General features: G+C 52.8%; 9 protein-coding genes. 5 read left to right on the top strand and 4 right to left on the bottom strand.

Annotation, left to right across the window (positions count from 1 at the left end; all coding sequences use genetic code 11):
- Positions 1-27: 27 nt before the first annotated feature.
- Both ACYU8Y_RS08315 and ACYU8Y_RS08310 read right to left on the bottom strand, forming a co-directional pair.
- Entirely contained in the window at positions 28-1,554 is a 1,527-nt protein-coding gene (locus ACYU8Y_RS08315; RefSeq protein WP_460936099.1) for a M20/M25/M40 family metallo-hydrolase, read from the bottom strand.
- 52 nt (positions 1,555-1,606) lie between these two features.
- Positions 1,607-3,193 carry a serine hydrolase gene (locus ACYU8Y_RS08310; RefSeq protein WP_460936097.1) on the bottom strand — a complete coding sequence of 529 codons (1,587 nt, stop codon included), beginning with the start codon at positions 3,191-3,193 and terminating at the stop codon, positions 1,607-1,609.
- 132 nt (positions 3,194-3,325) lie between these two features.
- Here ACYU8Y_RS08310 and ACYU8Y_RS08305 point away from each other — a divergent pair, with 132 nt between their 5' ends.
- The gene (locus ACYU8Y_RS08305; RefSeq protein WP_460936096.1) at positions 3,326-4,828 is read left to right on the top strand and encodes a M28 family peptidase; all 1,503 of its coding nucleotides are present in this window, start codon (positions 3,326-3,328) and stop codon (positions 4,826-4,828) included.
- Between the two features lie 207 nt (positions 4,829-5,035).
- Here the strand turns inward: ACYU8Y_RS08305 and ACYU8Y_RS08300 are convergent, their stop codons facing one another.
- Both ACYU8Y_RS08300 and ACYU8Y_RS08295 read right to left on the bottom strand, forming a co-directional pair.
- Positions 5,036-6,325: a hypothetical protein gene (locus ACYU8Y_RS08300; RefSeq protein ID WP_460936094.1), complete on the bottom strand. Its 1,290-nt coding sequence runs from the start codon at positions 6,323-6,325 to the stop codon at positions 5,036-5,038.
- 270 nt (positions 6,326-6,595) lie between these two features.
- The gene (locus ACYU8Y_RS08295; protein ID WP_460936092.1) at positions 6,596-7,213 is read right to left on the bottom strand and encodes a TetR/AcrR family transcriptional regulator; all 618 of its coding nucleotides are present in this window, start codon (positions 7,211-7,213) and stop codon (positions 6,596-6,598) included.
- Between the two features lie 149 nt (positions 7,214-7,362).
- On the opposite strand from ACYU8Y_RS08295, the gene ACYU8Y_RS08290 reads away from it, so the two are divergent.
- The 4 genes from ACYU8Y_RS08290 to ACYU8Y_RS08275 all read left to right on the top strand — a co-directional run bounded on the left by ACYU8Y_RS08290 (position 7,363) and on the right by ACYU8Y_RS08275 (position 13,393).
- Entirely contained in the window at positions 7,363-8,433 is a 1,071-nt protein-coding gene (locus ACYU8Y_RS08290; RefSeq protein ID WP_460936090.1) for an efflux RND transporter periplasmic adaptor subunit, read from the top strand.
- Positions 8,430-11,519: an efflux RND transporter permease subunit gene (locus tag ACYU8Y_RS08285; RefSeq protein WP_460936088.1), complete on the top strand. Its 3,090-nt coding sequence runs from the start codon at positions 8,430-8,432 to the stop codon at positions 11,517-11,519. Before ACYU8Y_RS08290 ends, ACYU8Y_RS08285 begins: the two co-directional genes overlap by 4 nt.
- Before the next feature lie 11 nt (positions 11,520-11,530).
- Positions 11,531-12,868: a TolC family protein gene (locus ACYU8Y_RS08280; RefSeq protein ID WP_460936086.1), complete on the top strand. Its 1,338-nt coding sequence runs from the start codon at positions 11,531-11,533 to the stop codon at positions 12,866-12,868.
- Positions 12,869-13,000: 132 nt separating this feature from the next.
- Positions 13,001-13,393: a hypothetical protein gene (locus ACYU8Y_RS08275; protein ID WP_460936084.1), complete on the top strand. Its 393-nt coding sequence runs from the start codon at positions 13,001-13,003 to the stop codon at positions 13,391-13,393.
- The last annotated feature ends 69 nt before the right edge of the window (positions 13,394-13,462 follow it).

Raw genomic sequence — 13,462 nt, 5'->3', positions numbered from 1 at the left:
CTTTATAAGGGAGCCCTGTTTTGTCATTTACCTGATCTGCATCAGGGCCGCCATAATTTCAATACCATCCCACAAATATTGAACGGTTACATTTTCGTTCTCAGCGTGCTGGTTATTATCGTAATTAACAACCGGTACGGACACCACATTGGCTTTTAAGACTTTTTCGAAAAGGTAGAGGGGTAAACTCCCTCCCGCCGATGGCGACAGAACAATCGGCTCGGCACTGGTGGTCTGCACGGCTTTTACAACCTCCTGCGCAATAGGCAGATCCATGGGTGTACGCTGGGCGTTGTAGCCTGTCCCCTGCGTAATTTTAATCAATTTTGGATATTGCTGCCGTTCGGCATCGGTGGGTTCATGGTCAAGAACCTGAAACCCCTGCGCCCGAATGTGGTCAATTACGCGTCCAACCTGCCGCGTCACCTCGTTGCCCCGCACGAGTCGTAAGTCCAGGACAGCCTCGGCTTTGGTCGGAATAATATTTCCAGCCATAGCCCCCACGTTGGCACTCTGCAGGCCGTTTATGTTCAGCGTGGGGCGCATGAGCAACTCAACGAACGAAGTCCCGTTGCCATCGGGTTGGGCAATACCCAGTTCTTTTTTCAAAGCCGCTTCCATATTGGGAACGCTGGCCATGGCCTTTTTTTCGCTGGCCGTTAGCGGTACCACATCGTCATAAAATCCCTTGATAACGACCTGATCCCTGTCGTCTTTCATACTGGCCAGCAATTTCACCAGCCGCATGGCCGGATTGGGTGCCCAGTTTCCGTAATTACCGCTGTGTAACGGGCGTTTGGGTCCGTAAACCGTCAGATTTATGTTGACATCGCCCCGTACCCCGAATTGAACGACGCGCTTTCCGGATACATGACGTGGACCATCGGCAATGATCCACAGATCGCTGGCCAGTTTGTCGCGGTGTTTGTCTAAAATTTCACCCAGGTGCGTAGAACCAATTTCCTCTTCGCCTTCAAAGAAAAACTTCAGGTTAGCCGTGAGTGGGATATTATTTTTAACCAGAGCATCATAAGCATTCAGAATGGTCATGACACCCGCCTTATCATCGGCGCTCCCCCGGCCCGCCAGCCGCCAGGCGGGGTCGATGGGATCGCCTGATTTATAGGTTGTAACCACCTTACCGCCCTGCTCAATGGGAGCGGTGATGAACACGGGAACAAAGGGCTGCAATCCGTCGGCCCACTGCTTGGGGTTAACCGGCTGGCCATCGTAATGGGCATAGAACACAATAGTTTTCCGGGCACCCGGCACCCGAACTTCACCAAATACGGCGGGGGTCGTTCCCGAAGTCGGCCCGTCGAGAAGCTGGCCGGCAATACCCCGCTTTTTCATCATTTGCAGGATGAAATCCGCGTTTTTGCGGATATTGACAGAATCGGCCGACACGTTGGGGATGGACAAAAACGCCCGATATTCATCCATCAACGCTGTTTCCTGCGTTTGCCGATAGTGCCGAATACGTTGCTGGGTCGTTTGGGCACTGGCCGAAAGTATACTGATGATCGAAACAAAGGAAAAGGTTTTTACAAACATAAACAGCTTGATTAGTAATCTATTATACTGTATCATAAACATAAACTTCTGGTCATTTACCGCCTTCTAACCCCTTACCTGGACTATCGGGCACTTTACTGAGTTCCAGTCCTGAGTTAGTTAATTTGGCGACTTTTCCCTTTGCGTCCAGGATAAAACTTACGGGATCCTTTCCATTCCAGAACTGATCATACGTAAGGCGAAAGGTGTCGTAGTGCCAATGATCCAGGTAGCCGGTCATGACGTTGTTAAGAGAAAAATAGAGCTTACCGTCGCGTAGGGTCACATCCGCTTTACCATACAATGGATCGGTATAGGCCCCCACGTAAGCCGTCAGTGGAAGCGATGGTTTGGTGTTCATCACTCGCGTGCTATCCGCTTTTCGTTCTGCCAGCTTGGCCTTTTGCCTGATTCCACCGTATAATTTCTGCAAATCCGCACTCCAGTCAGCCGACAAACCCAAGGCAAACGCATCGAACGCCCGAAGCATCAGCGCATGGCGTAGTTCGGCATGATCGAGGTTTCCCTGCACGTATACCGCTAGTTTTTGATCCGGTAGCTGCCCATGAATGGCCACCATTCCGGTCAGGCTACCCGTATGAAAATTGATGCGATGCCCACGGTAATCCTGCTGAAACCAGCCTAGTCCGTAGGTCTTCCATACGGGTTTCGTCAGGACCTGAGTCGGGTAAAATTCGGCGTCCGTTACCAGCGTTTGGGGTTTAAATAATTCGGCCCAGGTGGCGGGTTTCAGAAGCCTCTTCACCTGCGGTCCGCCGTTGCGGTACCGGCCACTGTCGAGCATGCACTGCATCCAGGCGGTAACGTCATCGGGACACGTCCAGACGGAACCGGCCGGTCCGACGGCATCCACCAGGGCTTCTTCTTTAATACTATTTATGGCCCGAACCGTATCGTTTATGGCCATGTGCGGCTTAGCGCGGTTTGCATCGGTTACGTCGCCAAACAACGCCTTTGTCCGACTCATTCCCAGCGGTTCGAACAGACGCGTGCGCATAAATACCGCCCACGGCAGGCCACTTACTTTTTCCAGCACTTTGCCCGCGGCCAGGTACATGATATTCTGGTAGATAAAGCCCGACCGGAACGAGTACGATGGTTTCACCAGGCGCATCCGGTGCAGAATTTCGTCGGAGGGAATGGTCATAGCTGCCCAGAGTACATCGGCATTTCCCACACCGGTATTGTGGATCAGCAAATCCCGAACGCGCAACTCGCGGGTCACGGCAGGGTCGTATAACTGAAAATCGGGCAGGTAGTTGATGACCGGATCATCCCAGCGAAGCTTTCCTTCATCCACCATCATGCCGAGGCAGGCCGCCGTCATGGCTTTGGTTGTTGAGGCCATGGCAAAGAGCGTCTGCGTATCAACCGCTGCGGATTTACCCGAACCCGATCCTGGCAACTCCCGAACGCCGTACCCTTTTTTCAGCAAGACTTTACCGTCTTTAACGACCGTAACCGTCAGACCCGGCACCTTCCAGTCACGCACGGCCTGTTGTACATACGCATCGTATTGAGCAACAGGGTCTGTCGTACTTTTTTTAGACTGAGCCAAAACAGGTTGTTTGGCGAAACCGACAAAGAGTAAAAACAAAATAAGGTATTGCTGTTTCATAGTGAAGGTTTATTTTGTAGAGAAGACCAATAATGTGTCAGCAATTTACAAAAAGCATTCCGTCAGGAGACGCAATTTAGAGCAACTGTCCGTAGATTTGTTAAGACCCAACTACCAGTTTATAACGAAACAATGATCTATTTAAACTTCAGAAACATTCGGTTCCTGATTACGGCATTAACTTTTTTTTGGGGCACGACGACCAGTCTGGCTCAGTCGAAGGCCAGCGCTGCCAAAACGCCCAATGCGGTATCGGCGATCAAGGAAAGTGATATCAAACGGGATCTATTTGCGCTGGCGGGTGACCATTTCCGCGGCCGTGAAGGCGGCTCGCTCGACGAACTCAAAGCATCTGTCTGGATTGCGGACCAGCTCCGGGCCATGGGCCTGCAACCCGCTGGCGATGACGGAACATTCTTCCAGTTTTTCCACATTCAGCGCACCCGCATCACCGAAACCAGCCGCCTGAACATCGGCAGTCATCAGCTCGTCCACGGTCAGGATGCGTTCATTCTGGCACCCGCCATTGCTTCGGTCGACGCTCCCCTCGTTTTTGTGGGCAAAGGTACGCCCGAGGAAATGGCTAAAGTAGACATAAAAGGCAAAGCAGTCGCCCTTGAATTTTCGGGAACGGGGCCACCCGAACTGAGCTACCGGCGTTTCCTGTTCGGAACAATGACTCGCCGGGCGGCCGAACTGGTGAAAGCCGGCGCGCTGGCCGTTGTTTGGGTGTCCGACACGCCTGCTCAGTCTTATTTCGAACGCTGGACAACGGGGCTGGAGCGCGGTCGCTATGATCTGCCCGGCGGAGCCAATACCCGCGTTTTTTCGCAGGCGCCAACGGTCTGGTTACCCGCCAGTGCGCTGGAGTGGATCAAACAGCCGGGCCAGCAGTTCACAAATGTTGTAAACGTGGAAAGCTTTAACTACCCATCGGTGAATATCGTGGCGAAGGTGCCGGGAACGGATCCAAACCTAAAAAACGAATACGTCCTGTTCAGTACTCACCAGGATCACGATGGGGTTCGGCGGGCCGTAGCGGGTGACTCAATCTGGAACGGGGCCGATGACAATGCCAGTGGCTGCGTGGCAACGATGGCTATTGGGCGGGCCTTTGCCCAGAAGCCCGGCAAACGGTCGGCGCTCATTGTTTTTCACGGCGCGGAAGAGCGCGGTCTGCTGGGTTCTCGCTATTATGTTGACCATCCAACTGTACCCAAAGGGTCTATTGTCGCAGTTCTGAACGCCGAGATGATTGGCCGTAATGCGCCCGATAGCGCGGCTATTCTGGGGCAGCAGTCTCCACACAAAAACTCGACGGATCTGGTAAATGCCGCCCTGGCCGTCAACCAATCCGAAGCGCATTTCAAACTCGATACGCTTTGGGATAAACCCGAACACCCGGAAGGCTGGTATTTCCGTTCGGACCACCTCCCCTACGCCCGGGCCAATGTGCCAGCCATTGCGTTTACGACCTTACTACACCCCGATTACCACACACCGAAAGATGAGCCAGACCGCATCAACACGGAAAAAGTAACCCGCATTGCGAAGTGGATTTACCTGACCGGCTGGGATGTCGCCAATCGCCCCGATCGGGTCCGAGTCGATCAGGGTTTTAAACTGGAACGATAAGAAAAGGCTGCCAATGTAATTTGGCAGCCTTTTTTGATGAATAGCTTTGGCGTGGCTGTGGTGTCAGCTTCTTTAAAGCTGACGAGCGAAGTTTCTTAAAACCACGTTAACAAATCAATTATCCTAACTAGTAGGTTTTGAGAAACCTCCCCATGTCAGTTTTAATAAACTGACATCACCGCAACCACGGCAACAATACGAACCTTTTTACCGGCGGCCTCCACCGTGGAATCCACCACCACCGTGGAATCCGCCACCGCTAAAACCACCGCCACCGAACGAGCGCATACCGCCCCCACCCCAGCTTTGTCCGCGGAAACCGCCAAAGAAAGCTGATGGGGCCGCCACCCGCGCACCGCCGTTCGAAAATGGACGGGCAGTGGTGACCCAGTTGCCGCGGGGTGACGAGAATCCGGCTCTTGGGCCGAATGCGCGGTGAGCAGCCGTCATAAAGCCCGCGCTGGCCGGGGTAAACCGATGATTGAAACCGGCATAATTGGTGTAATACCGATTGAAACGGCCGTATAGATGCGGATACGCATAATAGCCGCCCCCAAAAAACCAATTGGAAAAGCCGAACGATGGTAACCCAAAGACCATCATATTTCCGCCCAGCCCATAGTAGAATCCGGTGCCCATCCACCAGGCCGATGGATACCACATAGCCGTTGTGTACCAGTAGGGATACCCGAACCAGTAGGGATACGGATTCATGTAATAATTGGTATTGTTCGGCCAGGCGGGGTTCGGATTGATACCCGTTTTATACCCATTTGCCTGTGCGTAGGCCTGACCAGCCTGTTGCAGCTCCTGCCGCGCCTGGGGATCCTGATTTAATTGATTCTGATAGTCAGCCACTTCTCGTTGATTCTGAGCCGTCAGACTGTCGTGCATGGCCGTCAGATTCTGCGTTACTTCATCAGGATTTGCCCGATACGCCTTGGCCAGCTCAGCCGTTTTATCGGGTTGATCGGTCAGTTGGGTCAACACGTCGGGCATGTCGATTAACTGACGGAACGCCTGTTGCGTGGGGCCATCCAACGGACTGATTATTTTTTCGAATGCCTGCTGCGCCTGCTCGTTCAGGTTATCGACCTGCACTAAATCGTCGTGATGGTGACGGTAAAGTTTCCAGGCTGACTCCTGCGTATCGGCAGGCAGGCTTTTCGCCAGTTCTTTCACCTGCGCTTCGCTGGAACCAGCAGACAAGGTAGCCAGTGTGTGCAACACGTCGGGATAGCGCGACAGGTCGTAAAACCAGCCTTGCTTGGTTTGTCCGTAGGACTGGATCAACTGGCTGAACGCCTGCTGACTGGATGCCCGCTGTTGCGCCAGACTGCTTAACACCTGCGGCTGGCCGCTGGCAAGTAAAACCGACTGCCGAACATCATCGCGGTAGGGCGCTATGCTAGAAGCCAGAGATTGGTCGGTTTTCTGTGCGGGCTGCAAACCGAAATTGGTGCTTTGGGCACTAGTGGGTTGCCATCCTGCGACCAACAGGCCAAGGGAAAGCAACAGGGCTTTGGCCGGGATACTGTGGATGAACGTTTTCATAATGGACTCTCGTTAACCGAGCTAATTAGTGTTCGTATTGATACGAAATAAGTCATCAACAATGGGGGGCGATAGCGTTGAAAAGAGCCAGCTTCAGGACACTACCAAACCTTAATTATCGACTATACAAACAACAAAAAAGAGCCCTCGTGAGGTGTCAATCCCCGATTAATGTTTCGTTAAAACGACGGTAACGAGACCCATCTATAGTATTTATGCATCCGCCACGGTCAGCAATCCCCTCAGTAAAATAAGTACGATCTGTTCAACCCGTTTGCTGGTATCCAGCGGAACAGCCGCCGTGATCTCCGCCGGAAACTGGCTGAGGTAATCCGGGTCCGTTAGTTGCTGCATCGTGGCAATCAGCATAAGGATACCCATATGCCGGGATGAATCATTGGGCAGATAACCCGCCTTCACGCCCTCGTCCATCAGTTGCCCGAAGTCCTTCAGTGAAATTTCCCGTTTAAAGGTATTTATGTATGCCCAGGCGTCGGGTTCAGCACGCTTTATGTCAATCCAGAAGTCCTGACTGAAGCTGGAGAAACTCAGTCCGATAAATTCCAGATAGGCGGTCAGCTTCTCCCTGATGGGCAAATCGGGATTCTGTAAAATGGCTGCGGCTTTTGCCTGATAGGTTTCGGCAAACTGCTCGATGCAGGCCATTAAAATAGCCGACTTCCCACTAAAGTGGTTGTAAATCGTTTTTTTGCTGATGGCTAACTCCCGAACGATGTCGTCAACGACCACGCGACTATACCCGTACCGCATAAATAGAGCCAGGGCGGCCTCTAAGATTCGTTTGCGCGTTTTACCCTTAATCGTATCCATAATTTTCCAAAAAGGAAACCGAAGATACCAAAAAAGTGTAATCTTTGCAAAAATTTCCTAACCGAAGCCTAAAAACCCAACCCGAACAGAACAAATTACCCTAGAATCCGAATTTCAGTAGAAAACTCACTTACCGACCAGTTAGTCCTATGAACGCTACTTATCCTCATTTGCTTATCGCTGGTGCGCTGGTTACCAGTTTGGTAGCCTGCCAGACAGCCTCCGAAAAAACCCGGAACCCTGACGCTGGTCCGGTCGAAGCCCCTTCCGCTATTCCCGTTGTGGTCAGTCGGGTTCAAAACGCACAGGAAGGTGGTCAGCTTGTGTTAAGCGGCTCCACCGAAGCTGAAACGACGGTCAATCTGGGTTTTATGGTGGCGGGAAAATTGAATCGGGTCACGATTCAGGAGGGGCAAACGATCCGGGCCGGACAGTTGATCGCTTCGATCGAACCGACCGATTATCAATTGGGCGTGACCATTGCCAACGCCAATGTAGCTCGCGTTCAGGATGAGTACAACCGGCTTACCATCCTTAAGGATCGGGGGAGCCTTACACCCAGCGATTACGAAAAAGTGGTTACTGGTCTTGAGGAAGTAAAAGCCCGCCAGCAGCTGGCCGCCAAAAACTTACGGGAAACAAAGTTGTATTCACCCATTTCCGGCATCGTAGCCCGCAAAGGAGCCAACCCCGGCGAGATTATTCCACAGGGCCAGCCCCTGTTTCAGATTGCCGATATTCAACCCATCAAAGTCCGGGTTTCTGTTCCGGAATCGGAAGTGGGTCAGCTACGACTGGGGCAACCCGCTCAGGTAACTATCCCCGCGCTCAGCCGATCCTATACGGGTAAAATCTCGCTTATCGGGGCCGTTGCCGACCCCGCATCCAGAGCTTACTCGGTCAAGATCGATTTACCCAATCCTAATCTGCAGATTCGGCCCGGCATGATTGCAGACGCCCGCCTGGTGGCTTCGCAAACGAAAAAAGCGCTGGTTCTACCGGGCAATGTGGTGCTGCGGGATGACGATGGCTCAACGTATGTGTATGTAGCCGACGGCCAGAAGAAACAGGCCTTCAAACGAAAAATAACCGTTGGTCAGGTGTTCGCCAGCGATGTCGAGATTACGTCCGGTCTCACTGCGACTGACCTGGTCATTACCGGTGGTCAGCAAAACGTACAGGATGGTTCGTCAATTCAATTTAATCAACCCGCCCAATGAATCCCATCAAAAGCTCGTTAAGCTACCCGCAGGTTACCCTCAGCGTGGTGTTCCTGGCGGTGGCGGTGGGTATCTACTCTCTGCTGACCATGCCCCGCCGGGAAGACCCCAAGATCACGATCCGGACAGGGCTGGTCGTGGCCTTCTTTCCCGGTGCCAATTCAGCCCAGGTCGAAGATCAGGTAACCCGCAAACTTGAACAATACCTGTTTGGCTACGCCGAAGTTCGCAAGGAAAAAACGTATTCGACAACCCGCGACGGAGCCGTTGTGATCAACGTTGAACTGGAGGAGAACGTAAAAAATCCGGATATCTTCTGGTCGAAGCTCCGGCATGAGCTTAACCAGGCCAAAGCCCTGGATTTACCGCAGGGCGTGCAGGGGCCTATTCTCAACACCGATTTTGGCGATACCGTGGCGCTTCTGATCGGTATCGAATCCAGCCAGCTTTCATATACTGAACTGAGCGATTACCTCAAACGGATTGAAGACGGTTTACGTACCAACAAAGCGGTTTCCAAAATACGGCGCTATGGCGAGCAGAAGGAACAGATTACCATTACGGCGAGCTCTCAGCAACTAGCGCAGTACGGGATCAAATGGACGCAGGTCGTACAGGTGTTGCAGGCCCAGAACGCCATCAAGGCGACGGGCAATGTCAAAACCGAGCAATCGCAGGTACCCCTGTATGCGCAGGGGTATTACAATACCGAACAAGAAGTAGCCAATCAGGTGATTGGAACGACACCGACCGGGTCGGTCATTCGGTTGGGTGATGTAGCGGCTATCAAGCGCCAATACGCCGAACCAACCTCGACCATCAGCGTGAATGGGCAACGGGCGTTGATGCTTTCGGTGGAGATGCAGGAAGGGAACAACATTGTTCAGTTTGGCGATCAGGTGGCCGTTAAGCTAGCCGAAATCCAGCGCAATCTGCCCAGCTCCATTAAGCTGACCACCGTTGTCAATCAACCGCAGGTCGTTCAGCGCAGCGTCAGTGACTTCATCCGGGAGTTTTTTCTGGCGATTGTTTCGGTCGTTATCGTGACCATTATCCTACTGCCCTTCCGCATTGCAGCGGTGGCGGCCATGGCCATTCCGGTAACGGTAGCGGTTACGTTTGCCCTGCTGCACACCTTCGGTATCGAGTTGCACCAGGTATCACTGGCCGCGCTAATCGTGGTGCTGGGTATGGTCGTCGATGATGCTATTGTCATTGCCGACAACTACGTTGAACTGCTGGACGAGGGCGTCGAACGCTGGACAGCCGCCTGGCGAAGTGCCTCTGATTTAGTGGTGCCGGTTCTAACCGCCACCGCCACGATTATTGCGTCTTTTCTGCCGATGATCATTCTGACGGGTTCCGTTGGAGAGTTTATTTTCTCGTTGCCCATTACGGTCTCTATTGCCCTGGCGTCCTCGTTTATCGTAGCCATGTTACTGACCCCGTTTTTGTGCTTCACGTTCATCAAAAAAGGGCTGCATCAGGGTATCGATGCGGGAAAAGAACGGACGAAACCAAAGAAAAAATCACTCCTCGATTACATGCAGGATGGCTACGACCGGGCCATCGGCTGGTGCATCGACCACCGAACGGCCACCCTCATTCTGGCCGTGGTATCCATTGCCGCATCGGGTTTACTGTTCAAAGGTATTCGCCAGAAGTTCTTTCCGGCAGCCGAGCGAAACCAGTTCGTGGTAGAGATCTGGATGCCCACCGGCACCAAACTGGACAGGACGAAAGAAGCTGTTGCCAAGTTGGAAAACCTGATTAAACAGGATAATCGGGTCGAAAATTATGCCTCGTTCATTGGCACCAGCGCCCCTCGTTTCTATTACAACTTCTCGCCCGAACCGCCCGTTACCAACTACGGTCAGTTGCTCATTAATACGAAGACCGATGAGCAGACCGAAACCCTGGCCGAAGAGCTAACCAATAAAGTCGCGGCTCTGATTCCTGAGGGTACACCGCGCGTTCGGCTGATGCAACAGGGCGCGTTGACGATTGCGCCGGTTGAAGTGCGGATCATCGGCAATGACCTTCGTGAACTCAAACGCATTGGCAGTCAGATTCAGGCCATCGTTCGAAAGGCCCCCGGCAGTACACTCGTCCGCACTGACTTCAAGGAAGATTATTACGGCGTAGGTATCGACCTGAAAGATGAAGCAAACCGGCTGGGCTTTACCACCTCCGGCGTAGCAACCAGCATTTACACCGGATTTTCGGGAGCGCCCATTTCGGTACTTTACGAAGGCGACCAACCCGTCAACCTGGTCCTGCAACTGGATGAAGAGAGCCGCCGAAATTTCACCGATCTGGAGAATACTTATATCAATTCCCCGGTTACGGGAAACAGTGTGCCGCTCCGGCAAATTGCCACGTTGCGGCCCGAATGGCAAACCGGTCGGATTATGCACCGGAACGGCGTTCGTACGCTAACCGTACAGAGTGAAACGGATCGAAACACGCTGCCTTCCGAAGTGCTGAAAGCCATTCAGCCCCAGATTGCCCGCCTTCAGCTGCCTGTGGGCTACAGCATTCAATACGGCGGGGAAGACGAAAACCGCAAAGCTACCTTTAGTCAGATGGTGGGTGCCCTGGGCATCAGCCTGGTCCTGATCTTCCTGATTTTACTGTTTCAGTTTCGCAATCTGAAAGAATCCCTGGTGGTGATGGCCTCCATTCCGCTCAGTTTATTCGGGGCTTTGCTCGGGCTGATTCTTACAGGTAATCCGTTCGGGTTCACCGCCTTTATGGGCCTGATCAGTTTATCGGGGATTGTGGTGCGCAACGCCATCATTCTTGTCGACTACGCCAACGAGTTGATACGAAAGGGCATGGACATTCGGACAGCGGCCATTGAAGCGGGCAAACGCCGACTGCGCCCTATTTTCCTGACGACCATGGCCGCTGCCATTGGCGTAGTACCCATGATTCTGTCCGGCTCCCCCATGTGGAGTCCGCTGGCGAGCGTCCTGGCAGTGGGAGTTATTTTTTCCATGCTGATGGCCCTGCTGGTCATTCCGGTGCTGTTTGTTCTCTCCGTCAAACCCAACCAAGAAGCCATAGCCTACCAGGCTTCCTAGCCAGTTCAACGATGCACAACTATTTAACAATGACCCTCCTGCTGGGCCTGGTCAGTCAATCTCTGTCGGCCCAAACCAGCCAGCCGCTAACCCTGGCCCAGGCGCAGCAACAGGCCATCGAACAGAACCGACGGCTCAAGATAGCGCGCTACAAAGTAGACGAGTCCAGTGCTAAAATCACCGAAGCCCGCAGCCGGCTCTACCCGTTGATTGTGGCCAACGGTATGTATGCCTACAATGGCGTCACGCGGGATTTGACCCTGCCACGCGGGTCGATCGGTGTGTTACCGGGCACAACGCCCATTCCCCTTCCGCAACAGGACCTGACGCTGTTCAGGGCCAAACACAACCTCTTTCTGGGCAATGTGCTTGCCTATCAGCCGATCAGTCAGTTGAGCAAGATTAAGGATGGGGTTAAAGTAGCGCAAACCGATGTTGAACTGGCCCGCACGCAGGTGAGCCAGGCCGAGTTGATGGTTCGGCAGGGCGTCGAAAAGCTATACTACGGTTTGCTGATTGCCCAGAAGCAGCAGCAACAGATGCAGACGATGATCGATCTCACGCAAGCCAGATTATATGATGTACAAAGCGCTTTGCTGGCCGGCAAAACGGATCCCGTCACTAAAGTTGGGTTACAGGCTGACCTGGCTAATCAACAGCAGCAGCTACTTCAGGTAAGCAATCAGATCGAAGACTACACCGCTGATCTGAACGAATTGCTTGGCCTAGCTTCCGGCACGGCCCTGACGATCAGTCCGATCCATGATTCGTTACCGGCCCTTCGTCCGCTGGACACTTACCTGGAGGGGGCCAAATCCGGCAATTACGATGTACGCCAGGCCGACCAGACCAGTCAGAAAGCAGCCCTCGGCGTTCAGGCGGCCCGCAAAGATTACCTTCCGAATGTGGGCGCTTTAGGCGGGTATCTGTTTCAGAATGTTATTTCTGACTTACCGCAAAGCAATTACTTTCTGGGGTTGCAACTCAGTTATAACATCGTCGATTTTGGCCGGCGCCGGTCGACGCTCAACCAGCGGCTTTCGCAACAAAAGCAAGCCGATGAGAATCGGCAATACACCGGCGAACACGTACGGGTCGACGTGGATAAAGCCTACCGGAAAGCCCGGCAGGCCCAATCGCTCGTACCCATTGCGGGTCAGGCGGCCCAGTACCGACGGGATGAGCTGAAACTTAAAAACGACCGGCTGGCAGCGGGCCTGGTCCTGAAGCGGGATGTACTGGAAACGCAGGCAGCGTTGACGAAGGCAGAAGTTGATTTGTACTCGGCGCAAATGGCGTATCGGCTGGCCTTAACCGAACTGGAGCAGCTAACCGGCGTTACAAAGTAGGTTCTCCTATCTTTCTCCATGTACGACAACTTTCTGTTGACCCCAAAACAATTTTGATGCGCCTATTCAGGAAGTAACCTATTTAATAAAATTATAATTACTTTTGCCGTAAAGTCCTATCTATCAACACCCATGAATGATTCATTCTCTGAAGGCCAACGCCATCCCGCTGATAGAAATACGTATACAGATGATTTGGCAGCCTGGACAGAAGCCGCGTTCGATTTATTTATAAATTTCAAAAAAATAAGAAACTGCCTGAAGGAAAATGAGATCGCGCTGGAATCGGAACCGTTCCGCAACGATTATATAGGCCAATGTCCCAGAGAAAATATAGTGACGCTGGTCACCGTTATGCAGACTGCTTTAGATACGCTGCTTCAGGAACTTGAGCAGCTAAGCACCGTCAGTCAGACGGATTACAAAACGAATCATACCAGGCTACTCCTGCAGACGGCGAACTTGAATCAGTTGAATCAGCAGGCAAGGAAAAAGCTGCTTCTTACCACACTATCGGCTACCTGATACCAAGAGAGGCCCGCTCATGAGCGGGCCTCTATCATGTAAACGCGATCAGGTCTTTCACCAAAATCA

This window comes from Spirosoma humi (genome assembly GCF_054776575.1).
This window is presented reverse-complemented; position numbering and strand designations above follow the sequence as displayed.

Coding starts and splice junctions, on each gene's coding strand:
- ACYU8Y_RS08315 (WP_460936099.1), bottom strand. CDS start 1,554: ATGTTTGTAAAAACCTTTTCCTTTGTTTCGATCATCAGTATACTTTCG.
- ACYU8Y_RS08310 (WP_460936097.1), bottom strand. CDS start 3,193: ATGAAACAGCAATACCTTATTTTGTTTTTACTCTTTGTCGGTTTCGCC.
- ACYU8Y_RS08305 (WP_460936096.1), top strand. CDS start 3,326: ATGATCTATTTAAACTTCAGAAACATTCGGTTCCTGATTACGGCATTA.
- ACYU8Y_RS08295 (WP_460936092.1), bottom strand. CDS start 7,213: ATGGATACGATTAAGGGTAAAACGCGCAAACGAATCTTAGAGGCCGCC.
- ACYU8Y_RS08290 (WP_460936090.1), top strand. CDS start 7,363: ATGAACGCTACTTATCCTCATTTGCTTATCGCTGGTGCGCTGGTTACC.
- ACYU8Y_RS08285 (WP_460936088.1), top strand. CDS start 8,430: ATGAATCCCATCAAAAGCTCGTTAAGCTACCCGCAGGTTACCCTCAGC.
- ACYU8Y_RS08280 (WP_460936086.1), top strand. CDS start 11,531: ATGCACAACTATTTAACAATGACCCTCCTGCTGGGCCTGGTCAGTCAA.
- ACYU8Y_RS08275 (WP_460936084.1), top strand. CDS start 13,001: ATGAATGATTCATTCTCTGAAGGCCAACGCCATCCCGCTGATAGAAAT.